General features: G+C 70.8%; 22 protein-coding genes. 12 read left to right on the top strand and 10 right to left on the bottom strand.

All coding sequences use genetic code 11. The features are described 5' to 3' along the window. Window positions 1–272 precede the first annotated feature (272 nt). The gene (locus ACFQ7F_RS15320) at window positions 273–1,070 is read left to right on the top strand and encodes an RNA polymerase sigma factor SigF (protein WP_383270548.1); all 798 of its coding nucleotides are present in this window, start codon (window positions 273–275) and stop codon (window positions 1,068–1,070) included. Here the strand turns inward: ACFQ7F_RS15320 and ACFQ7F_RS15315 are convergent. Further along, window positions 1,067–2,227 carry a PAS domain-containing protein gene (locus tag ACFQ7F_RS15315; RefSeq protein WP_383270547.1) on the bottom strand — a complete coding sequence of 387 codons (1,161 nt, stop codon included), beginning with the start codon at window positions 2,225–2,227 and terminating at the stop codon, window positions 1,067–1,069. The two genes, ACFQ7F_RS15320 and ACFQ7F_RS15315, sit on opposite strands and share 4 nt — an antisense overlap. A 78-nt stretch (window positions 2,228–2,305) precedes the next feature. On the opposite strand from ACFQ7F_RS15315, the gene ACFQ7F_RS15310 reads away from it, so the two are divergent. Further along, window positions 2,306–3,052, top strand: a complete 747-nt coding sequence (locus tag ACFQ7F_RS15310) for an ANTAR domain-containing response regulator (protein WP_383270545.1) — start codon at window positions 2,306–2,308, stop codon at window positions 3,050–3,052. Window positions 3,053–3,078: 26 nt separating this feature from the next. Beyond that, window positions 3,079–4,314: an aminotransferase class I/II-fold pyridoxal phosphate-dependent enzyme gene (locus ACFQ7F_RS15305; RefSeq protein ID WP_383270543.1), complete on the top strand. Its 1,236-nt coding sequence runs from the start codon at window positions 3,079–3,081 to the stop codon at window positions 4,312–4,314. Here ACFQ7F_RS15305 and ACFQ7F_RS15300 read toward each other — a convergent pair. Further along, window positions 4,311–4,928, bottom strand: a complete 618-nt coding sequence (locus tag ACFQ7F_RS15300) for a DedA family protein (RefSeq protein ID WP_383270541.1) — start codon at window positions 4,926–4,928, stop codon at window positions 4,311–4,313. The genes ACFQ7F_RS15305 and ACFQ7F_RS15300 overlap by 4 nt on opposite strands. Next, window positions 4,925–5,713, bottom strand: coding sequence for an MBL fold metallo-hydrolase (locus ACFQ7F_RS15295; RefSeq protein ID WP_383270540.1), 789 nt, complete (start codon window positions 5,711–5,713; stop codon window positions 4,925–4,927). Before ACFQ7F_RS15295 ends, ACFQ7F_RS15300 begins: the two co-directional genes overlap by 4 nt. 117 nt (window positions 5,714–5,830) lie before the next feature. Here ACFQ7F_RS15295 and ACFQ7F_RS15290 point away from each other — a divergent pair, with 117 nt between their 5' ends. The 3 genes from ACFQ7F_RS15290 (at window position 5,831) to ACFQ7F_RS15280 (ending at window position 9,955) form a co-directional block, all read left to right on the top strand. Then, window positions 5,831–6,235, top strand: a complete 405-nt coding sequence (locus ACFQ7F_RS15290) for a hypothetical protein (protein ID WP_383270619.1) — start codon at window positions 5,831–5,833, stop codon at window positions 6,233–6,235. A gap of 77 nt (window positions 6,236–6,312) precedes the next feature. After that, window positions 6,313–8,472 carry a phage holin family protein gene (locus ACFQ7F_RS15285; RefSeq protein ID WP_383270538.1) on the top strand — a complete coding sequence of 720 codons (2,160 nt, stop codon included), beginning with the start codon at window positions 6,313–6,315 and terminating at the stop codon, window positions 8,470–8,472. Between the two features lie 82 nt (window positions 8,473–8,554). Beyond that, complete coding sequence (locus tag ACFQ7F_RS15280) at window positions 8,555–9,955, top strand: amino acid permease (protein WP_383270536.1); 1,401 nt, start codon at window positions 8,555–8,557, stop codon at window positions 9,953–9,955. 63 nt (window positions 9,956–10,018) lie between these two features. On the opposite strand, the gene ACFQ7F_RS15275 is transcribed toward ACFQ7F_RS15280, so the two are convergent. Beyond that, complete coding sequence (locus ACFQ7F_RS15275) at window positions 10,019–11,650, bottom strand: DUF6345 domain-containing protein (RefSeq protein WP_383270534.1); 1,632 nt, start codon at window positions 11,648–11,650, stop codon at window positions 10,019–10,021. Window positions 11,651–11,894: 244 nt separating this feature from the next. Here ACFQ7F_RS15275 and ACFQ7F_RS15270 point away from each other — a divergent pair, with 244 nt between their 5' ends. Next, window positions 11,895–12,320 carry an OsmC family peroxiredoxin gene (locus ACFQ7F_RS15270; protein WP_383270532.1) on the top strand — a complete coding sequence of 142 codons (426 nt, stop codon included), beginning with the start codon at window positions 11,895–11,897 and terminating at the stop codon, window positions 12,318–12,320. 168 nt (window positions 12,321–12,488) lie between these two features. Further along, entirely contained in the window at window positions 12,489–14,363 is a 1,875-nt protein-coding gene (gene dnaK, locus ACFQ7F_RS15265) for a molecular chaperone DnaK (protein ID WP_383270530.1), read from the top strand. A gap of 30 nt (window positions 14,364–14,393) precedes the next feature. On the opposite strand, the gene narI is transcribed toward dnaK, so the two are convergent. Genes narI through ACFQ7F_RS15245 form a run of 4 tightly spaced genes read right to left on the bottom strand, consistent with a single transcriptional unit; the run spans window position 14,394 to window position 20,987 of the window. Further along, the gene (narI, locus tag ACFQ7F_RS15260; protein WP_383270528.1) at window positions 14,394–15,116 is read right to left on the bottom strand and encodes a respiratory nitrate reductase subunit gamma; all 723 of its coding nucleotides are present in this window, start codon (window positions 15,114–15,116) and stop codon (window positions 14,394–14,396) included. Continuing rightward, window positions 15,116–15,685 (bottom strand): nitrate reductase molybdenum cofactor assembly chaperone, encoded by a 570-nt coding sequence (narJ, locus tag ACFQ7F_RS15255; RefSeq protein WP_383270526.1) that lies wholly within the window; start codon window positions 15,683–15,685, stop codon window positions 15,116–15,118. The genes narI and narJ overlap by 1 nt, the downstream gene beginning before the upstream one ends. Then, window positions 15,682–17,295 (bottom strand): nitrate reductase subunit beta, encoded by a 1,614-nt coding sequence (gene narH / locus ACFQ7F_RS15250; RefSeq protein WP_383270525.1) that lies wholly within the window; start codon window positions 17,293–17,295, stop codon window positions 15,682–15,684. The genes narJ and narH overlap by 4 nt, the downstream gene beginning before the upstream one ends. Next, window positions 17,295–20,987 (bottom strand): nitrate reductase subunit alpha, encoded by a 3,693-nt coding sequence (locus ACFQ7F_RS15245; protein WP_383270523.1) that lies wholly within the window; start codon window positions 20,985–20,987, stop codon window positions 17,295–17,297. The genes narH and ACFQ7F_RS15245 overlap by 1 nt, the downstream gene beginning before the upstream one ends. 254 nt (window positions 20,988–21,241) lie before the next feature. On the opposite strand from ACFQ7F_RS15245, the gene ACFQ7F_RS15240 reads away from it, so the two are divergent. Then, complete coding sequence (locus tag ACFQ7F_RS15240; protein WP_383270521.1) at window positions 21,242–21,667, top strand: hypothetical protein; 426 nt, start codon at window positions 21,242–21,244, stop codon at window positions 21,665–21,667. A 10-nt stretch (window positions 21,668–21,677) separates the two neighbouring features. Here the strand turns inward: ACFQ7F_RS15240 and ACFQ7F_RS15235 are convergent, their stop codons facing one another. Further along, window positions 21,678–22,088 carry a winged helix-turn-helix transcriptional regulator gene (locus tag ACFQ7F_RS15235; protein ID WP_383270519.1) on the bottom strand — a complete coding sequence of 137 codons (411 nt, stop codon included), beginning with the start codon at window positions 22,086–22,088 and terminating at the stop codon, window positions 21,678–21,680. Between the two features lie 26 nt (window positions 22,089–22,114). After that, window positions 22,115–22,936: a helix-turn-helix domain-containing protein gene (locus ACFQ7F_RS15230; RefSeq protein ID WP_383270518.1), complete on the bottom strand. Its 822-nt coding sequence runs from the start codon at window positions 22,934–22,936 to the stop codon at window positions 22,115–22,117. A 167-nt stretch (window positions 22,937–23,103) separates the two neighbouring features. Here ACFQ7F_RS15230 and ACFQ7F_RS15225 point away from each other — a divergent pair, with 167 nt between their 5' ends. From ACFQ7F_RS15225 to ACFQ7F_RS15215, 3 genes are all read left to right on the top strand, one after another. Further along, a complete protein-coding gene (locus tag ACFQ7F_RS15225; RefSeq protein ID WP_383270516.1) occupies window positions 23,104–23,409 on the top strand; it encodes a 4a-hydroxytetrahydrobiopterin dehydratase in 306 nt (101 codons plus the stop codon). 6 nt (window positions 23,410–23,415) lie between these two features. Further along, a complete protein-coding gene (locus ACFQ7F_RS15220) occupies window positions 23,416–24,189 on the top strand; it encodes a class I SAM-dependent methyltransferase (protein ID WP_383270514.1) in 774 nt (257 codons plus the stop codon). An 82-nt stretch (window positions 24,190–24,271) separates the two neighbouring features. Continuing rightward, window positions 24,272–25,177 (top strand): methyltransferase, encoded by a 906-nt coding sequence (locus ACFQ7F_RS15215; protein ID WP_383270512.1) that lies wholly within the window; start codon window positions 24,272–24,274, stop codon window positions 25,175–25,177. The last annotated feature ends 38 nt before the right edge of the window (window positions 25,178–25,215 follow it).

Genomic DNA, 25,215 nt, shown 5'->3' with positions numbered 1-25,215 from the left:
CCTGCGGGGGTGACTGGTCCCGCCGCAGTACCCGTGTGAGACAGGTCCATGCGGGTTCGCCCGGAGGAAAGTGAGGCGAGCGACACGGGGCCCGGTCCCGGCCCGTGTTTGTCCCCGAGGCCTCGGGGCAGGCGAAGTGGACAGTGCTTCGGAACGGAGGCACGTCCGTGGGTGCGGCTTGTGCTCGCCCCGGGTGTGCCCCGTCGCGACTTCGCGCGCATCCCACGGTGACTCTTCAACCCAAGGCACCCAAAAGGGAGTTGCGACGCATCATGCGATCCGACGCGCGACAGACGAAGCGCCATCCGCACGACGACGCCCCCGACACCGCGGCCGCTTTCCGCAGGCTGACCGAGATGCCGCAAGGCCCTGAACGTGACGCACTTCGACAGGAGTTGGTCAGGGCCTGGCTGCCGATGGCCGAACGGCTCGCGGGCCGGTTCCGCAACCGCGGTGAAGCACTGGACGACTTGCGTCAGGTCGCGGCCCTCGGTCTGGTCAAGGCCGTCGACCGGTACGACCCCGAGCGCGGCAGCGCCTTCGAGAGCTATGCCGTGCCGACCGTCACCGGCGAGATCAAGCGCCACTTCCGTGACCACATGTGGAGCCTCCATGTGCCGCGCCGCGTACAGGACTTGCGCAACCGGGTCCGGTTCGCCCGTCAGGAGCTGACGCAGACCGTCCCCGGGCGGGCGCCGACGCTCACCGAGATCGCCGAGAAGGCTCAGCTGTCCCAGGAGGACGCGGCCGCCGGTCTCGAGGCGCTCGAAAGTTTCACCGCGCTCTCCCTTGACGCCGAACTGCCGGGCAGCGAGGACGGATACGCGCTGCGGGACACACTCGGTGCGTCCGACCCCGCGCTCGATGTCGTCATCGACCGTGAGGCCGTCAAGCCGCGCATCGCCGCACTGCCCGAGCGGGAGCGCGACATCCTCTACATGCGGTTCTTCGGCGACATGACGCAGAGCCGCATCGCCGAGCAGCTCGGCATCTCCCAGATGCACGTCTCCCGCCTGATCAGCCGCTGCTGCGACCGCCTGCGCGACCAGGTCATGCAGGACGCGGCCTAGTCGCCGCCGGTGACCAGGGGGCTCGTCCGACGGGTCATGGCCAGTGCGATGTGGCGTGACATCACGTCGACCGCCTGCGCCTCGGCCATCGAGAAGGCGAGCCGCGCCCCGCTCCTGAACAGCGTGAGGACGCCCTCGACCGGACCGTCCGAGCGTCCCCTCAGCGGCACGCACAGCAGGGACGTCACCTGCGCGCGTACGAGGACGGGGGCGCCGGACGAGTCGAGGCCGAAGGACTCCGGGTCCTCCGGACGGACCTGGAGCATGGGTGCTCCGCCGCGTGCGGCCTCGGCGACGAGGGGGCACGTGGCGGGGGCCTGCGCGAGGATATCGTCGACCGGCGCGTCCTTGGGGCCGAGGACGGTCGTACGCCGCTGTCGCGCGGCCCCTTCGTCGGCTATCACCCAGTCCGCGAACCGCGGATGCAGCACCCCGGCCGCCCGTTCGAGCACGGCCGCGCGGTCCCCCGCGGGAGCGGTGAGCAGGGCGGTGGTCATGGCGTCCGCGAGGTCGAGACGTGCCGCGTGCCGGGTCGTCTCGCCGAGGTCGGGAGCGGGAGCCGTGGCCGGGGGCTCGTGCGGCGCTGCTCGGGAGCCAGCGGGTTGCGTGCCCGGCTGCAGCACTACCAGGACCGCCGTACGCGGCTCCGTCCCCGGCCGCAGCGCGGTGAGTGTCGCGCGGACCGGGAGGCGCGGATCGCGCTGGAGGTGGACGGTGAGGCTGCGGTCGCCGTCGCCGCGCGCGACCGCCGCGGTCTGCGAGCGGAACGCGACCCGGTCCGCGTGCAGCAGGAATCCGGTCAGTGGCCTGCCGGTCGCGTAGCCGGCGCGTACGCCCGTGAAGCCGGTCGCCGCGAAGTTCATCCGCCGGACCACCGACTCCCGGTCGATCAGGGCGACGGGCAGAGGGACGCGCTGGAAGATGGCCCGCAGCAGCCCCTGCTCGTCCCGGTCGGGGACGCCGCCGCCCAGGTGGCCGTCCGAGGCGAGCTGTTCGTAGAGGGGCATCAACCGGTCGGCGACATGGTCGAGTTCGAAGATCGCCGCATCCAGGACCGTGCCGAGATCGTCCTTCGGTACGGAGCGGGCTGACTTCAACTCGGTGACGCGGCGCATGAAATCCGCAATGTCTTCACCGAACTCCTCCGTTTTGGCCATGTGCTGAACGTATCTGCTGCGGCCGTTTTCCGGGGAGTCTCAAGGGAAGGCGGGGGAGAGAAGGAGGAGGAAACAATCATGCCCCTTTTACCGGAACCGGACCTGGCAGGACCGGAGTCGGCGATGCCGGGACGCAGGCTCTCGGAACTGGCCGAACAGGCCGTGCGCTGCACCACCGCGTGCTGCGGCGCGGGCACCACCGTCTCGGAAGGCGGCAGCGAGCAAGCCGCGTCGGTGACCCACCCCGACCTGGCCGGTCTCGTCTCCGTCCAGTTGAGTTCGGGCGACGGGCCCATACCGGCCGCGCACGAGCGGGGCGCGCCGGTGGAGACCGGTGACCTGCTGCGGGACGAACGGTGGCCCGAGTACCGCGCCATGGCGCTCGACTCCGGCGTGCGCTCCAGCGTCACGCTCCCCTTCCAGTGCGCGGGGCTCACGGTCACCCTGACCCTGTTCAGCTTCCGCCCCGACACTCTGGACGACGTCCGGCACGGACCCGCCCAGGCCCTCGGCGATCTCGCCACGACCGGCCTGGTCCGCGACCGCCGCTACCGCGCGGCCCTCACCGAACTCGACCACCTCGGCACGGCCCTGCGCACCCGCCCCGTGGTCGACCAGGCCTGCGGCATCATCATGCATGTCCTGACCTGCGACGCGGACAAGGCTTTCACGATGCTGCGCCGCATCTCCCAGACCACGAACCGCAAGCTGGCCGATGTCGCGGCGGCGGTGGTCCAGAAGCGGGGGAAGGGGCTTGAGCGAGAGCTGGCGGGGCTCGCCGCCGAAGAAGGAAACCACCCGGCCGGAGGCCCCCGCGCGCGCTGAGCGGCCGGTCGCGTTTCGATGGGTTCATGCGGACGGAATCCGAAGGCCGTGGGCCTGTCCGGTACGGGCCTCCCCTGCCGGAGCCGGGCCTGCCTGTCCTGCCCGAGCTTTCCGCCGTGCTCGCCGGTGCCGCGGGCCGTGCCTACGCGCAACCGCCCGGCGGCAGCCCCGCGCTCCTGGACGCCGCGAGCGGCTACTGGGCCCGGCGCGGCCTCCCGGTGGAGCGGGACCAGGTCGTCGCCGCGCCCGGAGCCGCGCCCCTGCTGCTCGCGCTGACCGCCGCGCTCGGCGGCGGCGACGTCCTGCTCCCGCGCCCCTGTCCCGCCTGGTGGGCGCCGCAGGTACGGCTGCTCGGCCGGTCGGTGTACCACGTGCCCACGCCCGCCGAATGCGGTGGCGTCCCCGATCCCTACGCCCTCCTGGAGACCGTCCGGCGCATCCGGGCCGAGGGAGGCACCCCGCGCCTTCTCGTACTCTCCGTCGCCGACGACCCCACCGCCACCGTGCCGCCGCCGGAGGTGCTGCACGAAGCCGTGGAGGCGGCGGCGGACGAGGGGCTGCACATCGTCAGCGACGAGACCTGGCGCGACACCCTGCACCGGCCGCACGACACCTTGCTCATCGGCCCCGCCGAGATGGCCCCCGGACGGGTGACGGTCCTGACTGACCTCTCCGGAGCGTTCCTGCCGCCGGGCTGGCCCGCCGCGGTCGCCCGGTTCCCGCCCGATGCGCGGGGCTCCGCGCTGCGGGCCCGCACCCTGGACGTCCTCACCGCACTCGGCGCGTGCGTGGCGGCGCCGGTCGGGGCGGTGGCGTCGTACGCCCTGGGCGAGCCGGACGAGGTGACAGGGCGCCTCGCCCGTGCGACCGGCCTGCACGCACGCGTGTCCGCCGCCGCGCACCGCGCGGTACTCGCGGCGGGCGCCCTCGCCCGGCCTCCCGCGGCGGGCCGCCATTTCTACGTGGACCTCGGCCCGCTCCGCCCTGCCCTGGCCGCGCGCGGCGTCGGCGACTCACAGGACCTGGAGGACTTCCTCGGCGAACGCCTCGCCATGCCCGCACCCGGCGGCCACCGTTTCGGCGACGAACTGGGGGCGCTGCGCGTACGTCTGTCCACCGGACCGCTGCTCGGCTCGACCCGGCAGGAGCGCCTGGCGTCTCTCACCGCACCGGACGCGCTGGAACTGCCGCACGTGGAGCGGGCGTTGAGCCTGCTCGCAGCCGCCTTCGGCGATCTCCGCGCGTCCCGGGCGTTCGGCTAGGACGCGGTCCTTCGGACCTTGCGCCACACCGTCGGTGCCGTGCTGATCAGCACCGTCAGACCGACCGCCACCACCACGCCCTCCCACGGCTCGTTGAAGAGCGAGCCGCCGAGGATGCCGATCAGCTGGTACGTCAGGGCCCAGGCGAGGCACGCGGGGACGTCCCCGCGGGCGAACTCGCGCAGCGGCATCTTCGCCATCAGGCAGGCCAGCATCACCGGAATGCGCCCGGCGGGGACGAGCCGGGAGAGGACGAGGACCAGGACGCCGTGTTCCGCGAGTTTGTTCTGCGCCTGCGCGAGACGGTCCTCGGGCGCGCGGTCACGGATCGCCGCGAGCCAGCGCGAGCCGTTCTTCGAGTGCATGCCGCGCCGACCGAGCCAGTACAGCGCGATGTCCCCGAGGAACGCGGCGAGCGACGACACCCCGAACACCACGAGCAGCGTGAGGGGCGCCGTCTGGTGCAGGGCCACCACCGCGGCCGAGCTGACCAGTGCGCCCGTGGGCACCACGGGCACAAGGGCGCCCACCAGGATGAGCAGGAACAACGACGGATAGCCGACCGCCTGCTGCGTCGACTCCGGCGTCACCTGCGCCGTCAGGGAGAGGATCACTGAGGCTCTCCTCCGAAGATCTCGGGCCGCACGCTCTCGCCGTGCCCCAGGCGGTGCACCGCCACGTCGGGCGCGAGCCGCGCCGCCTGGCGCACGAACTCCTCGCCCGGCGTATGGAATTCATGCGGCCGTACGGCGTCCATGCCGATCGGCCAGTACGTCCCGTAGTGCACCGGCACCGCGCTGCGCGGCGCGATCCTGGCCAGGGCGACCGCCGCCCGACCCGCGTCCAGGTGGCCATGGCCGAGATAGGGCCCCCAGCCGCCGACCGGCAGGAGCGCCACGTCGACGTCCCCGACCTCCTCGGCCATCGAGTCGAAGAGCCCGGTGTCCCCGGCGAAGTACGTCCGCGCCTCACCCCGCACCACGAAGCCGAGGGCGGGTGTGCCGTGCGGTCCGACAGGCAGCCGCCGCCCGTCGTGCCGCGCCGTCACCACGCGTACGACGAGGTCACCCACCCGCACCTCGTCCCCCGGCACGACTTCGACGAGACGCAGATGGGAGAGCCTGCGCGCGAGCCCCGGCACGTGCCGGCGTGAGCCGCGCGGGAGCAGCACACGGGTACCGGGGGCGATCCGCGCGAGGGACGGCAGATGCAGATGATCGGCGTGCAGATGGGAGAGGAGCACGGCGTCGGCGACGGCGGCCTCGGGAGGCGGGAGCGCGCCTCTGCGCCGGCGCAGATGAGCGAGTCGCGGGGCGAAAAGCGGGTCGGTGAGCACCCTCAGCCCCGAATCCTCGACCGTGCAGGTGGCATGACCCCACCAGGTGATCTCCACCGGCACTCCGGTTCCTCCTTCGCGCGACTGTTTACGAGCCTACGGCCAGGAGTAGGGTCTTCGGCTGACGCCAGTGGTGAGGACGCCAGAGGTGAGGGAGACGCGATGGGAGATGCCACGAGCGTGAGAGTGGTGCGGGTCGCGGCGATCGCCAGCCTGACACCCCTTGAGGAGCTGGACGCCGATCCCTTCCTGGTGGACTCCCGCAGCCAGCACGCGATGTGCGCGCGGTGGGCCGCCGCCAGGGGGTACGTCATCGTCCGCGAGCTCGTCGTCCGCGGGCTGCCCACCGGCCACGCCGTGTTCTGGGCCGACGTGGACGAGGGACTCGTGGACCTCTTCGTCGTGCCGAGCCGCCGCGTCCTGGACCGCGCGCTGCGCTCACCGGACGAGTTCACCGCGGAGTGCGGGCGGCGTGGTGTGCGGATCGAGACGGCGGGTCTCGAGGAACCGTCGTACGACGCGGTGATGAAGGCCCACGTCCACCGGCGGCTTTCCATGCCGACAGCGGGGTACGACGGCCGCTGACCCGTCCCGCCCACTCACCCGTTCACCCTGTGACACGCTGGTGTCCGGATCTGTCATGAAACGTGAGGCGGCGCGGCGTGGGGCGAGGGCGATGGCGTGCGGTCGGCAGTGCTCTGTGGCGCTCCGTCGCCGTGTGGTTGGTCAGTACGCTCACCATGCTCGCGCTCGCCGGGATCCTGCCCGACTTCAAGCTGCAGGCGGACAACGGCGACAGCGCCACCCGCATCGCCGTCACGGCCGCCCTGGGCGCCGGCGCCTTCGGACTGCTCTCCTCCCTGGTCTGGCCCCTGCTCGTGCGGGCGCTGCTGCTCGTGCCCGCGCTCGTCCTGGGGCTTCTCGCCTTCTTCCTCAACGGCTCGCTGCTGCTGCTCGCCCTGAGGCTCATCCCCGACGGCCGCGGTGACGCCAACCCCGAGACCGCCGTCGTCGTGGCCGCCGTCATGTCCGCCGTGGCCTCCGCCACCGGCGGTGCCCTCGCCGTCCGCGACGACGACGCCTACCGCCGCCGCCTCTACCGCCTCGCCGACCGCCGACGCCGCCGACGCCGTGCCGAGGGGCAGTCCGGTCCCGTCCCGCCCGGCACGGTCTTCATCCAGCTCGACGGTGTGGGCCACGACGTCCTGCGCACCGCCGTGCGGAAGGGCCTGATGCCGACCGTCGCGGGCTGGCTCGGCCAGGAGGGCGAGCCGAGTTATCGCCTCACCCCCTGGCGCACCGACTGGTCGAGCCAGACCGGGGCGAGCCAGCTCGGCATCCTGCACGGCTCCAACCACGACGTCCCCGCCTTCCGCTGGTACGAGAAGGACACCGGGGAGGTCATGGTCTCCAACCGGCCCGCGTCCGCCGTCGAACTCCAGCGCCGCGCCATCGAGCGCACCGGCGACGGCGGCCTCCTCACCGTCGACGGCGCGAGCCGCGGCAACCTCTTCAGCGGCGGCGCCGAGCAGATCGCCCTCGTGCTCTCCATGGCCGCACGGCGCGGCAAGGAGAACCGCTCGCGCGCCGGGTACTTCGCCTACTTCTCCGACCCCGCCAACGCCGTCCGCACCGCCCTGTCCTTCGTCGCCGAGGTCGGCCGCGAGATCGGCGAGTCGACCCGCGCCCGGATCGGGAAGCGGCGTCCGCGCATCGGCCGCGGCGGGCTCTACCCCCTCATCCGCGCCTTCGCGACCGTCGTCGAGCGCGATGTCGTCGTCACCGCGGTCATCGGGGACATGCTCGTCGGGCGCACCGCGGTCTACGCCGACCTCGTCGCGTACGACGAAGTGGCCCACCACTCGGGGCCGAGCGGCAGCGACGTCGACAAGGTGCTCCAGCGGCTCGACCGGTCCCTGGCGCTGATCGCGAAGGTCGCCGAGCACGCCCCCCGCGCCTACCGCATCGTCGTCCTCTCCGACCACGGCCAGAGCCCGGGCGAGACTTTCCGCGCCCGCTACGGCCTCACCCTCGGCGACCTCGTCAAGGCGGGCTGCGGCCTGCCCGTGCCGCGCAAGGCACGGCGTACGCACAGCGGCGCAGAGGCCCGCGCGGCGGTGCGCGCCGCGCTGCGCCGCCCCGTCGAGGAGGGCGCGGGACAGCACCGCCCCGCCCGCGAGGCGGAGCCCATCGTGCTCGCGTCCGGCAACCTCGGCCTGGTCTCCTTCCCGGACGTGCATCACCGCATGACCCGCGAGGAGATCGACGAGCGCAATCCGGCGCTCCTGCCCACCCTCGCCAACCATCCGGGCATCGGCTTCCTCCTCGTACGCAGCGAAGAGCGCGGCCCGGTCGTCCTCGGCGCACGCGGCAGCGAGGTGTATCTCGACGAGGAACCCGGCGACCTGGGGCCGCTCACGGATTTCGGGCCCGGCGCAGCCGACGCCGTGCGCCGCACCGACGGCTTCCCGCACGTCGCCGACATCATGGTCAACTCCTGGTACGACCCCCAGGACGGCGAAGTCCTCGCCTTCGAGGAGCAGATCGGCTCGCACGGCGGACTCGGTGGCGCGCAGGCCCACCCGTTCCTCCTGTCGCCCCTCGTGCTCTCCGCGCCGCTCGCACCGCTCGACGAAGCGCGCGAACTCGTCGGCGCCGAGCGGGTCCACGGCGTGCTTCGGCGCTGGCTCGCCGAGTATCAGGGGCCGGAGGTTCCGCTGGTGGGAGGGGGTGCGACGGCTGCGGAGGATTCCCGGCCCGGCGGCCCCGGCGGCACAGCTCTTGCGGCCACCGACCCCGCCGTACAGGACAAAACACGCTGATTTTGAGCGGTTCCCGCCGTGCCCGACGATGTCTGACGCCCCGGCGATCCCGGGCGTCCGGCACGATGAGAGGCACCACCCCATGCACGACACCGGAACCGCGATCAAGACGGCTCCGGCCCCCGACCAGGAAGAACTGCACGCGGACCAGCACGCAGAACGCGGCAGCAGGCACGCCCGCCGCTTCGGCCTCCCCATCGCCACCTGCCTCGTCATGGGCAACATCATCGGCGGCGGCATCTTCCTGCTCCCGGCCTCCGTCGCCCCCTTCGGGACCATCAGCCTCGTCGCGTTCGGCGTCCTGACCGTGGGCGCGATCGCCCTCGCCCTGGTCTTCGGACGGCTCGCGCAGCGCGACCCGCGCACCGGCGGACCGTACGTCTACGCGCGTGAGGCGTTCGGCGACTTCGCGGGCTTCCTCGCCGCCTGGTCGTACTGGGCCACCACCTGGGTGTCGAACGCCGCGCTCGCCGTCGCCGCCGTCGGCTATCTGGACGTCCTGATACCGGTCGGCGACCACAAGTGGACCGCCTGCCTTGCCGCCCTCGTCCTGCAACTCCTGCCCGCACTCGCGAACCTCGCGGGCACCCGTTACGTGGGTGCCGTCCAACTCGTCGCCACCGTACTGAAGTTCCTGCCCCTGCTCCTCGTCGCGATCGGCGGGCTCTTCTTCTTCGACAGCGCCAACCTCGGGCCCTTCCAGGCGAGCGGCGACAGCCCGGTCGGCGCCGTCTCCGCGTCCGCCGCGATCCTGCTCTTCTCCTACCTGGGAGTGGAGTCGGCCGCCGTCAGCGCCGGTGAGGTGCGCGACCCGCGCCGCAACGTCGGGCGCGCCACCATCCTCGGCACCCTGGGCGCCGCCCTCGTCTATCTGCTCGGCACCATCGCCGTCTTCGGCACCGTCGCCCACGACAAGCTCGTCGGCTCCACCGCGCCGTTCTCCGACGCCGTCAATGCCATGTTCGGCGGCTCCTGGGGCGGCACGGCGGTGGCGCTCGCCGCGCTCGTCTCGATGGTCGGCGCCCTCAACGGCTGGACCCTCCTGAGTGCCCAGACGCCGTACGCCGCAGCCAAGGACGGGCTCTTCCCGAGCGCCTTCGGCAAGAAGAAGCGCGGCGTGCCGACCGTGGGCGTCCTGGTCACCGTCGTCCTCGCCTCGGCGCTCACCGTCTACAACTACACGGCGGGATCGAGCGGCGTCTTCGAGTCCCTCGTCCTGATCACCACGTTCACCGCGACCGTGCCCTACCTCCTGGCCACCGCCGCGCAGATTTACTTCCTCGTCTCCGGGCAGGGCGAGCGCGTCAACCGCGCACGCCTGGCGCGGGACGGCATCCTCGCGGGCATCGCGTTCGGATTCTCCATGTGGCTCGTCGCCGGGTCCGGGTACGCGGCCGTCTACCAGGGGGTCCTGTTCCTCTTCGCGGGCGTGCTCGTGTACGCGTGGATGGCGGCCCGCAAGGAGCGGACCGCCACCCACTGATTCCCCGGCCCCCGTCGGCCCGGGATCTCCTCCCCCCTCGTACCGATCCCCCCTCGTGCCGAACTACCTGGCGAGCGGTGCGACCACCCAGCGGCGGGTGGTGAACATGCCGTCGGGCGGGCCGATCTCGATCAGCTTGCGGGCGGCCGGGTAGGCCTCGTTGCCCTCGATCTCATAGCCGACGTCGAACGTGCCGGGCACGTCCCTGACCTGGGGCTCCTGCGGTGCCTTCGCACCCTTGCCGCCCGTCTCGCCCGCCGTGACGGTGGCGAGCTCGGCCAGCAGCCTCTGCTGGGCCGCGGCCAGGGCCTGGCGCGGGTCGCGTGCCCGCGGCGCCGCCGTCGCCTTGCCGCCCTGGGGAGGCGGCGAGATGTCGGTGCTCGGCTCGCGCGTCGTGCCGGTGGCCTCGCGCGTGGAGATCTGCGCCTGGACGACGGTCGCGTCATTGTCCAGAACCACACGGACGATGCCGCGGTCGGGCGTGATGACCGGTACGCCGTCGAAGACCTGCCGGAACGTCACATGGGTCTCCAGGGACACCGGCTGCCCGATCTCGGAGCCGTCCTTCGCCCCGGAGTTCTGCATCAGGTCGTGCACGCTGTCCACGACGAGCTCGGCGCCGTCGGCGTGCTGCTCGGCGAACGCGCGCGCCGCCTCGACGGCACGCTCCGTGGGCAGCTGCCGGAGGTTGCGGTGGTTGGCCTCGGCGAGCTTGACCCACCGGACGGCGTGCGGCGCCGTGGAGATGATCCGGTCACCGGAGGTGGCGTTGAGCACGCCCTGCCGCTCGACCTGTACCTCTTGCAGCGCCGCCGACGGGAAGTCGGCGATGCGGCCCAGCTTGGTGAGCTCCTCGCCGGGGTCGCGCGGCGCGAGCTGCACGATCTGCGGGCTGCTCGGCGCGAGCGTCAGCGGCTCCCTGAGGCTGTCGCGGGCGTAGTACCAGCGCCACGCGTACCAGTTGTCCGGCACGTGCTCGCGGTACAGGGTGCGCTCGCCGTTGAGCCTTGCGGTGGCCTCTGCCTGGTTGGCGCCGACCGCCGCGACCGAGGGCGCCTGGCCCTTGTAGATGTCCCAGCTCGCGTTCAGCCACGCGTCGGTGAACGTCTGCCCGGCCCGCCACTTCTCCCAGAACTTCTTGCCGTAGTCCGGGCTGTCGATGCTGACGGTCTCGAACCCGAAGATCATGCGGAAGCCGATGTTGGGCCCCGCCCACGTGCGGATCGGGGAGTGCCCGCCGAGCACCCTGAGCGAGTTGCACGTGGACCAGAAGACATAGTTCGCCTTCTCGTTGCCCAGTGCCATCCGGTTGGACACCGCGTCACTGCGGCCGTCCCAGACCGCGCCCAGTGGCGCGAAGAAGACGCCGTTGCCGTCCATACCGCCGTGGCCCGAGTGGTACACGGCGACCACCGCGTCCATCCCGTACCGGTCCTGCCAGTTGTCGTACGTCTCTTCGTACGCCCAGACCTGCGCCCCGCCGTCCGCGAACCAGAAGTTGCGGTCGTAGAACTGCTGGAGGTACGCCAGCCACCCGGTGGCATCGGCGTGGGTGTGGAAGAGGGGTGACTGGTTGACGAACTTCTGGATGCTGAAGGCGCCCCACCAGCCGAACGTCGAGTCGCGTGGAGTGGCGGCCCCCGGCTTCGCCCCTTCCAGCGGGGACGGACCGTGGTCCGAGTAGTTCATGCGCATGGCCAAACCCCCTGAGTGATCTCCTCGTCTGTGCGAGGGGGCCTCAAAGTGTCACCGCCGGACTGCCTTGCCCAGTTGCCATTCCGGCCATAGCTACTGCGCACCAGGGCTCTCGTCGCGCCTCGGACGCCTCAGTAACCGTCACCCGTGGGCCGGTCATCGGCGTGAGCCGAGCCCGGGTGTGATCGGATGGGCGCACGGAAGTTCCGGAACATCACGGAACCGCACTGAAGGGAACTACATCGTGGCTACCACGCGCTCCGCGCACACGGTCTGGGAAGGCAACCTGCTGGAGGGCTCCGGCACCGTCACCTTCGACTCCTCCGGGATCGGGGAGCAGGCCGTGTCTTGGCCGTCCCGCGCCGAGCAGGCCAACGGCAAGACCAGCCCGGAGGAGCTGATCGCCGCCGCGCACTCCAGCTGCTTCTCCATGGCCTTCTCCAACGGCCTCGCCCAGGCCGGCAACCCGCCGACCCGCCTGGTCACGTCCGCTGACGTGACGTTCCAGCCGGGCACCGGCATCACCGGCATCCACCTCACCGTCGAGGGCACGGTGCCGGGCATCGACGAGGCCGCGTTCACCGCCGCCGCCGAGGACGCCAAGAAGAACTGCCCCGTGAGCCAGGCGCTGACGGGCACGACGATCACGCTGACGGCGAAGCTGGCCTGACGCACGGCTCGTCGGGCACGGAAGGCTTTCCGGCCATTTTCTGATTGTGCCGCCGTTCCCTCGGGGACGGCGGCACAGTCATAGGCGGCATTGACAACAAGCCGCTCAAGTTTTGTGATGGAGGTCGAAGTACGTCGGTTAACGGGCTCGCGGTGGAAGGGACTGGACATGGCACGTGCAGTCGGGATCGACCTCGGTACGACGAACTCGGTGGTGGCCGTCCTGGAGGGTGGTGATCCCACCGTCGTCGCCAACGCGGAGGGAGCACGCACCACCCCCTCGGTCATCGCCTTCGCGAAGAACGGCGACGTCCTGGTCGGAGAGGTCGCCAAGCGGCAGGCGGTCACCAATGTGGAGCGGACCGCACGCTCCGTCAAGCGCTATATGGGCGACGGGAGTTGGCGTTTCCCGGAGGACGGGTCCGTGGACGGTACCCGCTACACCGCCCAGGAGCTCTCCGCCCGTGTCCTGCAGAAGCTCAAGCGTGACGCCGAGTCCTATCTGGGCGAGGACGTCACGGACGCGGTCGTCACCGTCCCCGCGTACTTCGACGACACACAGCGCCAGGCCACCAAGGAGGCCGGCGAGATCGCGGGCCTGAAAGTGCTCCGCATCATCAACGAACCGACGGCCGCGGCCCTCGCGTACGGCCTGGACAAGGGCGACGACCAGACGGTCCTCGTCTTCGACCTGGGCGGCGGCACCTTCGACGTCTCGCTCCTGGAGATGGGCGAAGGCGTCATCGAGGTCAAGGCCACCAACGGCGACACCCAGCTCGGCGGCGACGACTGGGACCAGCGCATCGTCGAGCACCTGGTGCGGCAGTTCAAGAACGGGCACGGGGTGGACCTCGGCAAGGACAAAATGGCGCTGCAACGCCTGCGCGAGGCCGCCGAGAAGGCGAAGATCGAGCTGTCGTCGTCGAGCGAGACGGACATCAATCTGCCGTACGTCACCGCGTCGGCGGAAGGCCCGCTGCACCTGGCGGAGAAGCTGACCCGCGCTCAGTTCCAGGAGCTGACGGCTGACTTGCTTGAGCGCTGTCGCGGCCCCTTCCACCAGGCGGTGAAGGACGCGGGCGTGAAGCTCTCGGCCGTGGACCACGTGATCCTGGTGGGCGGCTCGACGCGGATGCCCGCGGTGACCGAACTGGTCAAGGAACTCACCGGGAGCGAGCCGCACAAGGGGGTCAACCCCGACGAGGTGGTGGCGCTCGGCGCGGCGCTCCAGGCGGGTGTGATCAGGGGTGACGTGAAGGACGTACTGCTCCTTGACGTGACGCCGCTGTCCCTCGGGATCGAGACCAAGGGCGGCATCATGACCAAGCTCATCGAACGCAACACGACCATTCCCACCCGGCGTTCGGAAACCTTCTCGACCGCCGAGGACAACCAGCCCTCGGTCGGCATCCAGGTCTTCCAGGGTGAGCGGGAGATAGCCGCGTACAACAAGAAGCTGGGCGTCTTCGACCTCACGGGGCTGCCACCGGCTCCCCGCGGCGTCCCCAAGATCGAGGTCACCTTCGACATCGACGCCAACGGCATCATGCACGTCTCCGCGAAGGACGAGGCGACGGGGCGCGAGCAGCGCATGACGGTGACGGGCGGTTCCGCGCTGCCCAAGGACGACATCAACCGCATGGTGCGGGAGGCGGAGGAGCACGCGGAGGAGGACCGCAAGCGGCGCGAGGCCGCCGAGACCCGCAACCAGGCGGAGCAACTCGTCTACCAGACGGAGCGGTTCCTGCAGGAGAACGAGGAGCGGATCCCCGCGGAGACCAGGACCGAAGTGGAGGCGGCGGCCACGGAGTTGAAGGCACTCCTGAAGGACAAGGCCGACGACACGGCGGCGTTGCGCGTGGGCGCGGAGAAGCTGGCATCCGTGAGCCAGAAGATGGGCCAGGCCATGTACGCGGCTTCTGGCGAGGGCGCCCAGCAGGAACAGGGGACCCCGGGCGCCTCCGCCGAGGAGGGCGTGGTGGACGCGGAGATCGTGGACGACGAGAAGCCGGGGGAGGGCAAGGAGAAAGGCACTGGCAGCTAGCCTTCCCCGTCCCGGAGGTGGGGGTGGGAATCAGGACCCCGTCTTCTCCCAGCCCCGCCGCTCCGGACGCGGCCCGACCCTGCTCGGGTCCTTGCTCCGGTACACCACGTACGGCCGGAACAGATACTGCACCGGCGCGCTGAACATGTGCACGAGCCGCGTGAACGGAATCAGCGCGAACAGCGCCATCCCGACCACCGCATGGATCTGATACAGCACCGGAACTCCCGCCATCATTCCGGTGTCCGGCTGGAGGGTGAAGAGGCTGCGCGCCCAAGGAGCGATGGACTCACGGTAGTTGTAGCCGTCGCCCGACGCGTGCGTCAGCTTGGCCACCATGCCGAGCACGATCGCCGCGAACAGCACCAGATACATCAGCTTGTCGTTGGCGGTCGTCGCCCGGAACACCGGCGCGTTGGTGCGCCGCCGGTAGAGCAGCAGCAGGATGCCGAGCACCAGCATGATGCCCGCCGCCGTACCGCCGTACAGCGAGAACAGGTGGTACGTGTGCTCGCTCACGCCCACCTTCTCCGTCCACGACTCCGGGACGAAGAGACCGACCAGATGTCCGACGAGGACGAAGAGGATGCCGTAGTGGAACATCGGTGACGCGATGTTCAGGAGCTTCGACTCGTAGACCTGTGAGGAACGCGTCGTCCAGCCGAACTTGTCGTAGCGATAGCGCCAGAAGAGGCCCGCCACCAGGAGGACGACGGCCACGTACGGGATGACGCCCCACAGCAGCGTTCTCATCAGTGCTCCCCGATCATTGCGAAGGGTTCAAGGCCGACGTCCTCCCGCGGGGGCCCCGACCGGGCAAGGGCCTGTGCCTCGGCCCGGTCCTTCGGCGACGGCCCCGGCAGCGTCGCGCACACCGCCTGGAGCACGGGCGCGTACGGCGTGCCGAAGTCGGTGAGGGCGAGCCGCAGCAGCTCAAGGCCCGGGCGGTGCTCCTCCAGGAGCACAGGACCCGCGTGCGCGGAGAACTCCAGGACCGCGGGCAGGAAGTCAGGCAGCTCCTCGCCGGTGAACTCCATCCCGTGCTCCCGGTAGACCTCCTTGAAGCGGACCAGGGCCATCCCGCGGCGCCGCGTGTCACCGTCGCGCCACCAGCTCAGGTAGAGGCTGTGGCGGTTCTTGAAGTCGAAGACCTTGACGTAGTGCGCGGCAAGATCGGACGGGTCGGTCGCCGCGGCATGGGTCAGGAAGGTCTCCAACTCGGGTGCTGCGGCCCGTAGTTGGGGCAGCAGGGAGCGGAACTCTTCGTCCGGGTAGGACAGGCAGTGCGCGGCTGCCTGGTAGAGCACGGCATGGTCGCTCACAGTGTGTCCTTCTCGGCGGCGGACGGCTGCTCGTCGGCGGTCTGCCGGTCCCGCAGCGCGTGGAAGTTCTCGATGGTCACAAGGGGCAGTTGCTTGCGGCCCGAGTCCTGGCCGAACGGACCGTCCCCGCCCATGCCGGGGCCGCCCTCGTGGTCGAGGCTGCACGAGTCCGGCACCGCCGACTCCTCCAGGCGCTTCGCGTCACCGACCGCGGCGGTCGGGATGACGTAGCGGTCCTCGTACTTGGCGATGGCGAGGAGCCGGTACATCTCCTCGATCTCCTGGGCCGACATGCCCACGGCGTCGGCGACCGAACTGTCCGGCTGGTCACCGAGGTTGATCGCCCGCATGTGCGCCCGCATCGCCGCCAGCTTCTCCAGGGAGGCCCGCACCGGGCCCACGTCACCGGCCGTGAAGATCTCCGCCAGGTATTCGAGCGGGATGCGCAGCGTGTCGATCGCGCCGAACAGGTTGTCCAGGTCCTCGCCGTCGTGCCCGGTCTCGCTGAGCGCGTCCACGACGGGCGACAACGGCGGGATGTACCAGACCATCGGCATCGTCCGGTACTCCGGATGCAGCGGAAGCGCCACCTTGTACTTGCTGATCAGCGCGTGCACGGGGGAGCGGCGCGCCGCCTCGACCCAGTCGTGGCCGATCCCGGCCCGCTCGGCCTCGCGCCGCACATCGGGGTCCTCCGGGTCGAGAAAGACCCCCAACTGGGACTCGTACAGCGCCGTGTCGTCCTGTACCGACGCCGCCTCCGTCACCTTGTCGGCGTCGTAGAGGATCACACCGAGGTAGCGAAGACGGCCCACGCACGTCTCCGAGCAGACCGTGGGCAGGCCCACCTCCAGGCGCGGGTAACACATCGTGCACTTCTCGGCCTTGCCGGTGCGGTGGTTGAAGTACACCTTCTTGTACGGGCAGCCCGTCACGCACTTGCGCCAGCCCCGGCAGCTGTCCTGGTCGACCAGGACGATGCCGTCCTCCTCGCGCTTGTACATCGCCCCGGAGGGGCAGGCCGCCACGCACGACGGGTTCAGGCAGTGCTCGCAGATCCGCGGCAGATAGAACATGAAGGTCTGCTCGAAGGCGAACTTCACCTTCTCGGCGGCCTTCTCGCGGGTCTTGGCCACCATCGGGTCGAGGTCGCCGTACTCCGTCGCGCCGCCCAGGTTGTCGTCCCAGTTCGACGACCACTCGATTTTCATGGGCTTGCCGCTGATCAGGGAGCGCGGTTCGGCCACGGGATAGTCGTCGCCCAGGGGGGCGTCGGTGAGGTTCTTGTACTCGTACGTCCAGGGCTCGTAGTAGTCCTTGATCTCCGGCAGCTTCGGGTTGGAGAAGATCTCCAGGAGGGCCTTGAACCGGCCGCCGCTCTTGAGCTTGAGTGCGCCCCGCTTGTTCAGCTCCCAGCCGCCGCGCCACTTCTCCTGGTCCTCGTAGCGACGGGGATAGCCCTGGCCCGGACGGGTCTCGACGTTGTTGAACCAGACGTACTCCATGCCGTCGCGGTTGGTCCACGCCTGCTTGCAGGTCACCGAGCAGGTGTGGCAGCCGATGCACTTGTCGAGATTCATGACCATAGCGATCTGTGCCATGACGCGCATCAGTAGGTGACCTCCTGGTTGCGGCGGCGGATGACCGTGACCTCGTCGCGCTGGTTGCCCGTCGGGCCGAGGTAGTTGAACGCCCACGACAACTGGGCGTAACCGCCGATGAGATGGGACGGCTTGAGGATGAGGCGGGTCAGGGAGTTGTGGATGCCGCCGCGCTTGCCGGTGGTCTCCGTCTTGGGGACGTTCACCGTGCGCTCCTGCGCGTGGTGCATGTAGACCGTGCCCGCGGGCATCCGGTGCGAGACGACGGCGCGCGCGACCACCACGCCGTTGCGGTTGACCGCCTCGATCCAGTCGTTGTCCTTCACGCCGATCGCGTCCGCGTCCTGCGGTGCCATCCAGATGCACTGCCCGCCCCGGGAGAGCGACAGCATGAAGAGGTTGTCCTGGTACTCGGAGTGGATGGACCACTTGTTGTGCGGGGTGAGGTAGCGGACCGTCACCTCCTTCTCGCCGTTCGCGCCGAGCTGTGGCTCTCCGAAGAGGCGGTTCATGTCCAGGGGCGGCCGGTAGACGGGCATGGCCTCGCCCAGTTCGTGGATCCAGTCGTGGTCGAGGAAGAAGTGCTGGCGCCCGGTGAGGGTGTGCCAGGGCTTCAGGTGCTCGGTGTTGAGCGTGAACGCCGTGTAGCGCCGCCCACCGGCCTCGCTGCCCGACCACTCGGGCGAGGTGATCACGGGGACGGGGGCCGCCTGTGTGTCGGCGTACGTGACGCGCTTGCCCTCGTGCTCGGCGGCCAGGTGCGCCATCTCCTGGCCCGTGCGCTCCTCCAGGGTGTGGAAGCCCTGGGTGGCGAGGCGGCCGTTCGTCGTGCCGGACAGGGCGAGGATGGTGTTCGCCGCCTTGATCGCCGTGTCCAGGGCGGGGCGTCCGTCGGCGGGGCCGCCGCGTACGACGCCGTTGCGCTCGCGCAGCTCGTCGACCTCCTGGTCGGGACGGAACGCGATGCCCTTCGCGGGAAGACCCAGCTTCTCCGCGAGCGGTCCGAGCGCCGCGAACTTCGCGCCGATCGCGGTGTAGTCCCGCTCGACCACGGTCAGGCCCGGCATCGTCTTGCCCGGGATCGCCTCGCACTCGCCCTTGCGCCAGTCGAGGACGACACCGCCGGGCTGCGCGGTCTCGCCGGGGGTGTCGTGCTGGAGCGCGGTGGCGACGAGGTCCTTGCGTACGCCGAGATGGTCCACGGACAGCTCGCTGAGCCGGTCCGCGATCGCCTTGAACGCGTCGAAGTCGGTACGCGCCTGCCAGGGCGGGTCGACGGCCGGGGTGAAGGAGTGGACGTAGGGATGCATGTCCGTGGAGGACAGGTCGTGCTTCTCGTACCAGGTCGCCGCGGGAAGCACCACGTCCGAGAGCAGCGTCGACGACGTCTGCCGGAAGTCGAGCGAGACGAGCAGATCGAGCTTGCCCTCGGGGGCCTCGTCGCGCCACTTCACCGTGGAGGGCCGCTCGTCGGGCGCCGCCTCCTCCGCCCGCAGCGAGGAGTGCGTGCCGAGGAGATGCTTGCTGAAGTACTCCGCGCCCTTGGCCGACGAGCCGAGCAGGTTGGCGCGCCACAGGGTCAGGACGCGCGGCCAGTTCTCCGGGGCGTCCGGGTCCTCGCAGGCGAAGTTGAGGGTGCCCGCCTTGAGCTCGTCGACGACATTGGCGACCGGGTCGCCCGCAGAGCCCGAAGTCTCGCCCAGCTCGAGGGAGTTACGGTCGAAGGTCGGATAGGACGGCATCCAGCCGGTGCGCGCCGAGAGCGCGAGACAGTCGGCGCCCGTCATCCCCGCGAACCGTCCCTCGCCGAGCGGCGACGCGAGCACGTCTGCCGCGAACTTGTCGTAGCGCCACTGATCGGTGTTGAGGAACCAGTACGCGGCGCCGATCATCTGCCGCGGCGGCCTGCTCCAGTCGTTGGCGCTGGCGAGCGTCGCCCAGCCGGTCGCCGGGCGGCACTTCTCCTGCCCGACGTAGTGCGCCCAGCCGCCGCCGTTGCGGCCCTGACAGCCGGTCAGCTGGAGCAGGGCCAGGAAGGCGCGGTAGATCGTCTCGGAGTGGAACCAGTGGTTGGTCCCCGCCCCCATGAGGATCATGCAGCGGCCCTGCGACTTCTCGGCGGTCCGCGCGAACTCCCGCGCGATCTTCACGGCCTTCGCGGCCGGGACCGAGGTGTGCGCCTCTTGCCAGGCCGGGGTGCCGGGTGCGTCGGCATCCTCGTACGAAGAAGGCCACTCGCCGGGAAGCCCCTCGCGCCCGACGCCGTACTGCGCGAGCAGCAGGTCGAAGACCGTCGTGACCAGCGGCCCGTCCTGCCCGCCGAGCCGCGTGGCGGGCACCCCGCGCCGGACGATCTCACCGCGGCCCTGGCCGTGCGTGCCGCCCTCGGTGTCGAAGCGGGGGAGCAGCACCTCGACGCCCGTCGCGACATCGGAGTCGTGCAGCGAGAGCTGCGGCTTGATGTCGCCGAGCTCCAGATTCCACTTGCCCTTGCCCGAATCGGTCCAGCGGAAGCCCAGCGAGCCGTTCGGGACGGCAGGCTGCCCGGTGTTCTCGTCCAGGACGGCCGTCTTCCAGTCGCCGCCCTCGCCGCTCTGCCCGAGGTCGGTGGCGCGCAGGAACTTCGACGGGACGAACGCGCCGTCGCGCTCGGTCAGCGTCACCAGGAAGGGCAGATCGGTGAACTTGCGTACGTAGTCGGTGAAGAAGTTCGTCTGCCGGTCGACGAAGAACTCCTTGAGGATGACGTGGCCCATCGCGATGGCGAGGGCCCCGTCCGTACCGGGGTGCGGGTGCAGCCACTCGTCGGCGAACTTGGCGTTGTCGGCGTAGTCGGGGGCGACGACCACGACCTTCTGGCCCCGGTAGCGCGCCTCGGCCATCCAGTGGGCGTCCGGCGTGCGCGTCACCGGGACGTTCGAGCCCCACATCATCAGATACGCGGCGTCCCACCAGTCACCCGACTCCGGGACGTCGGTCTGGTCGCCGAACACCTGCGGCGAAGCCACCGGCAGGTCCGCGTACCAGTCGTAGAAGGAGAGCATGGGCGCGCCGATCAGCGACATGAAGCGGGCGCCCGCCGCGTGCGACACCATCGACATCGCGGGGATGGGGGAGAAGCCCGCCACCCGGTCGGGGCCGTGCGTCTTGATCGTGTGGACGTGCGCCGCCGCGATGATCTCGACGGCCTCGTCCCAGGTCGCCCGCACCAACCCGCCCTTGCCGCGCGCCTGTTGGTAGGTCCTGCGCCGCTCCGGGTCGCCCTGGATGTCCGCCCAGGCGAGCACCGGGTCCCGCAGCCGGGACTTCGCCTCGCGGTACATCTCCAGGAGCACGCCGCGCAGGTAGGGGTAGCGCACGCGGGTCGGCGAGTACGTGTACCAGGAGAACGCGGCGCCGCGCGGGCAGCCGCGCGGCTCGTACTCGGGGCGGTCGGGGCCGACGGAGGGGTAGTCGGTCTGCTGGGTCTCCCAGGTGATGATGCCGTCCTTGACGTACACCTTCCAGCGGCAGGAGCCCGTGCAGTTCACGCCGTGCGTCGAGTTCACGACCTTGTCGTGGCTCCACCGGTCCCGGTAGAAGGCGTCCGCGTCCCGGCCGCCGACGAGTCCGATGCTGTGGAGGTCGGGGGCGGCGGTGCCGCGGCGGAAGTACTTCCCCGCGCGCAGCAGCGCGGCGCCGGGCTCGGTCGTGTCTGTCACCCTTGAGCTCCCTAGGTCTGCCTTTCAACGAACCTAGGTGCGGGGTGGCGGGGGCACACGGCGGCGACGGCCGTACGGGTTGTGGGGACGCCTCTCGTGAGGGCTCATCGCGCGCTCCGGGGCACCGTCCTTACCTCTGAGGTAATCGACCCTCGCTCGCGGGCCCGACAGGGTGGTCGTACCGGATCCGGTCCGGCGCACTCCGGCCCGGGTCCGGCCTGTCTCGCCCTTCCACTCCCCAAGGACGGCTTCTCATGTCGACGTACTCCGCGCACCCGCTCACCGCACTGGCCCGCACGAACGACCCGAAGACGATGCTGCGCCGCTTCCTCGCCCTCGACGCGGTCGTGACGGCAGGGAACGGCATCGCGTACGCCGCCGCTTCGGGCCCCCTCGGGCGCTTCCTCGGCGTCGACGCGGGGCTCCTGCTCGGCCTCGGCGTCTTCCTCACGCTGTACGGGGCGGGCGTCGGGTACCTCGCGTCACGCAAGAGCCCGCCCACCCTGCCCGTCCGCGGAGTGATCGAGGCGAACGCGGTCTGGGCGGTGCTCAGTGTCGTCGCCCTGGTCGCCTGGCTCTCGCCCGGCACAGCGGGCGCGGTGTGGATCCCGCTCCAGGCCGTGACCGTCGGCGCTTTCGCCGCCCTGCAGTACGTGGCGCTGCGGGCGCTGCGGTCCTAGGCCCGCGTTCCTAGGCCTGCGGGGGCGCCTCGGTGCCGCGCGCGTCGAAGCGGGTGCGCGCCGCCTCGATCTCGGCGAGGTATTGGTGCGTCCAGGCGCACATGCCGTCGACCGTGGCGAGCAGCCCCTCGCCCGCCTCGGTCAGGCGGTACTCGACGCGCGGCGGCACGGTGGCGTACACCGTCCGATGCACGACGCCGTCGCGCTCCAGGCCGCGCAGGGTCTGGGTGAGCATCTTGTGGCTGATGCCGTCCACCGCGGTGCGCAGCTCGGTGAAGCGCAGCGTCCGGTCGGCCAGGGCGTTGATGATCAGCAGCGCCCACTTGTTGGCCACGCCGCTGAAGATCTCGCGGGCCAGCGAGTCGGCGCGCGTCAGGTCGGCGTCGTCGGGATGGCCGCTGCTTCTCTGCTTGGTCCTCATGCTTTCCCTTTCATCAGCTGCCAGGACTAGGACGTCGGCGACTGGAGATATTTGACCGTCGCCGGGTCGGCCGGGAGCAGCGTCTCGATGGCCAGTTCGGCGACCGTCACGTCCATGGGCGTGTTGAACGTCGAGATCGACGAGATGAACGAGAGCAGATGACCGTCGTGCTCGATACGCAGGGGCAGCGCGAAGTAGGGCACTCCGCTCTGCGACCCGTCGGCCTCGAAGACGTCGACACCGGGATCCTCCACCGGATACGCCGCCACCTCCTCGTACACCGCACGCAGCGCGTCGGAGCGCTGCAGAGCGATCTGCCGCTCCATCTGGTGCAGCAGGTGCCCCCGCCACTCGCGCAGATTGCGGATCTTGGGGGCAAGGCCTTCGGGGTGGAGCGTGAGCCGCATGGCGTTCAGGGGCGGTTGCAGGAGGTACTCGGGGACGCCTTCGAGGATCATCGTGATGCCACCGTTCGCCGCGATCACGTCGTACGTCGCGTCGACGACCAGGGCGGGGTAGGGCTCGTAGCCGCGCAGGAGCTGCTCAAGGCCCTCCCGCAGGGCCCCCATCGAGGGGTCGTCGAGCGAGGTCTCCCGGAAGCGGGGCGCGTAACCGGCCGCCAGGAGAAGGGAGTTGCGCTCCCGCACGGGTACGTCGAGGTGCTCGGCGAGGCGAAGCACGATCTCCTCGCTCGGGCGTGACCTGCCGGTCTCGATGAAGCTGATGTGCCGCGACGAGGAGTCGGCGCGCAGGGCCAGTTCGAGCTGGCTCACCCTGCGCCGCTCGCGCCAGCCGCGCAGGAGCGGGCCGACGCCGTTGCTTTCCCTGGTGGTCGCGGCAGTTGTCATACCCAGACAGTAATCGAAAGGGTTCGCGATCCGCGGGGCACATGGTCCGCGTCCGTGGCTTGATCAGGGCCGTGCGGGAGGTGCTGTGGCAGGCTGAGGGCTATACGTACACAGGCTGAGAGCTGTACGTACAGACGTACTCCCTACGCACGTGAAGGAGCGCGGCCATGTCACTCGAACCGCTGTCGCAGAAGGATGTCGAGGAGCGGCTCGCCGAGCTGCCCGGCTGGTCGCTCGAAGGCGGCCGGATCACCCGCTCCTTCGAGCTGGGCTCGCACTTCGCGGCGACCGCGATGGTTGTCCACATCGCGCAGATCCAGGAGGAGCTCGGCCACCACTCCGAGCTGACGCTCGGGTACAACACCGTCTCCCTGTCGGTGAACACCCACAGCGCGGGCGGCGCACTCACCACGCTCGACTTCGATCTGGCCCGCAGGGTCGAGGAGTCGGCGGTCGGCCACGGGGCGGTCTGAGGACCGATGCTGGACTACAGCAGGGAAGCCGACCGCTATGACGCGTCGCGGGGCGGCGAGCCGCGCGCCGACGCGGCTGCCACCGCGGTCCGCGACCTGCTGCCGCCGGACGCCCACACTCTTCTCGACGTCGCCTGCGGCACGGGCCTGGTCACCCGGCGCCTCGCCGGGGCGGGTCTGCGGGTGACCGGAGTGGACGCGGCGCACAACATGACGCGCATGGCGTCGGAACGGCTGCCGGGCTCCGTCGTTCTCGGCGACAGCCGTCAACTGCCTTTCCTGGACGCGTCGTTCGACGCCGTGACCGTGGTGTGGCTGCTGCATCTGCTGTCGGGCCCCGAGGAGGCGGCGGCGGTCGTCGCCGAGTGCGCGCGAGTGCTGCGGCCCGGCGGTGTGTTCGTCACGACCGTCGACAAGGCCGCCGCGCACGACGTGGGCAGCGACATCGACGCGGCGCTCGCCCCGCGCCCGGTGGGCCCCGCGGTCGACCGCTCCCAGGCGGTCGAGGCGTACGCCGCCGCGCGAGGCCTGACACCGGTCGGCGACGCCTGGTTCCGCGGCCACGGTCAGGGCCGCTCGCCCCGCTCCACGATCGACGACATCAACCGAGGGTGGTTCACGCGGGTCCCGCCCGACGGCCCACTGGCCACGCGGCTCGCGGAGAGCCTGGCGGCCCTGCCCGACCAGGAAGTGCCGCGCCCCGACCCGAGGTTCACGCTCCGGTCGTTCCGGATGCCGCCCGCGCCACGACCCACCGCGTTTGCCGAAACCGCAAGGTAACTGGCCAGGAAGGAGTCGGCGGCGCAGGCTGGGAGGCGGCTCCGACCTCACTCCCGGACACACGAAGGCGGCGGCAGAGACGATGGCCCACGACCACGACCACGGCCACAAGCACAAGCACAGCCACGGCCATAGCCGCAGCCACAGCCACGAGGACATCGACTGGGCCACCATGGGCCCGATGCTGGAGCGGAACGCGGAGCTCGCCGCCGCGCAGAATCGCGAGATCGCCGCGTGGCTGCGCACCTGGCAGCCGGAACCGGCTCTGATCGCGGACGTGGGCAGCGGTTCCGGCTCCGTCTCCTTCCTCCTCGCCGAGACCTTTCCCAAGGCCGAGGTGATCGCGGTGGACCCGGCGGTGCCGCTCCTGGAGCGAGCGCGGGCGCGGGCCGACCGCGAGGGTCTGAAGGACAGGGTCAGCACATTCCAGGCGGAACTCCCCGAGGGAATCGGCGAGCTGCCACTCGCGGACCTCCTCTGGATCGGCCGCGCCCTGCATCACGTGGGCGACCAGGAGGCGGCGCTCGCCTCCCTCGCGGACCGCCTTGCGCCGGGCGGCGCGATCGCGCTCCTGGAGGGCGGCCTGACCCCCCGCAGCCTGCCCCGAGACATCGGCTTCGGCCGCCCGGGCCTCCAGACCCGCTTCGACCTCGCGGACGAGAAGTGGTTCACGCAGATGCGCGCGGAGCTGCCGGGCGCGAAGGCGGTCACGGAGGACTGGCCGACGCTCCTCACCGAAGCGGGCCTGCGCCACGCGGGCACCCGCTCGTTCCTCCTGGACCTGCCGGCCCCCGTGTCCGACGCCGCACGCGTCCACGTCATCACCGAGCTGTCCCGCCGCCGCGAGATGCACGCGGACACCCTCGACGCCGACGACCTGACCACCGTCGACCGCCTCCTGGACGAGAACGACGAGCAGAGCCTGCACCACAGGCCCGACGTGTTCCTGCTGTCGGTGCAGACGGTGCATGTGGGGGTCAAGGAGTAGGGGACGGCCCGCCCGCACCGACCGCGGAGGGCCGGTGC

It is taken from the genome of Streptomyces sp. NPDC056486 (assembly GCF_042795295.1).
Lineage (GTDB): Bacteria > Actinomycetota > Actinomycetes > Streptomycetales > Streptomycetaceae > Streptomyces.
Note: the sequence above shows the minus strand (reverse complement) of the source record. Positions and strands in the feature narration are given on the sequence as shown.

Excerpts from the sequence above, each read along its gene's own strand:
- ACFQ7F_RS15320 (WP_383270548.1), top strand. The coding sequence starts at position 273 with ATGCGATCCGACGCGCGACAGACGAAGCGCCATCCGCACGACGACGCC.
- ACFQ7F_RS15315 (WP_383270547.1), bottom strand. The coding sequence starts at position 2,227 with ATGGCCAAAACGGAGGAGTTCGGTGAAGACATTGCGGATTTCATGCGC.
- ACFQ7F_RS15310 (WP_383270545.1), top strand. The coding sequence starts at position 2,306 with ATGCCCCTTTTACCGGAACCGGACCTGGCAGGACCGGAGTCGGCGATG.
- ACFQ7F_RS15305 (WP_383270543.1), top strand. The coding sequence starts at position 3,079 with ATGCGGACGGAATCCGAAGGCCGTGGGCCTGTCCGGTACGGGCCTCCC.
- ACFQ7F_RS15280 (WP_383270536.1), top strand. The coding sequence starts at position 8,555 with ATGCACGACACCGGAACCGCGATCAAGACGGCTCCGGCCCCCGACCAG.
- ACFQ7F_RS15275 (WP_383270534.1), bottom strand. The coding sequence starts at position 11,650 with ATGCGCATGAACTACTCGGACCACGGTCCGTCCCCGCTGGAAGGGGCG.
- dnaK (WP_383270530.1), top strand. The coding sequence starts at position 12,489 with ATGGCACGTGCAGTCGGGATCGACCTCGGTACGACGAACTCGGTGGTG.
- narI (WP_383270528.1), bottom strand. The coding sequence starts at position 15,116 with ATGAGAACGCTGCTGTGGGGCGTCATCCCGTACGTGGCCGTCGTCCTC.
- narH (WP_383270525.1), bottom strand. The coding sequence starts at position 17,295 with ATGCGCGTCATGGCACAGATCGCTATGGTCATGAATCTCGACAAGTGC.
- ACFQ7F_RS15240 (WP_383270521.1), top strand. The coding sequence starts at position 21,242 with ATGTCGACGTACTCCGCGCACCCGCTCACCGCACTGGCCCGCACGAAC.
- ACFQ7F_RS15235 (WP_383270519.1), bottom strand. The coding sequence starts at position 22,088 with ATGAGGACCAAGCAGAGAAGCAGCGGCCATCCCGACGACGCCGACCTG.
- ACFQ7F_RS15230 (WP_383270518.1), bottom strand. The coding sequence starts at position 22,936 with ATGACAACTGCCGCGACCACCAGGGAAAGCAACGGCGTCGGCCCGCTC.
- ACFQ7F_RS15225 (WP_383270516.1), top strand. The coding sequence starts at position 23,104 with ATGTCACTCGAACCGCTGTCGCAGAAGGATGTCGAGGAGCGGCTCGCC.
- ACFQ7F_RS15220 (WP_383270514.1), top strand. The coding sequence starts at position 23,416 with ATGCTGGACTACAGCAGGGAAGCCGACCGCTATGACGCGTCGCGGGGC.
- ACFQ7F_RS15215 (WP_383270512.1), top strand. The coding sequence starts at position 24,272 with ATGGCCCACGACCACGACCACGGCCACAAGCACAAGCACAGCCACGGC.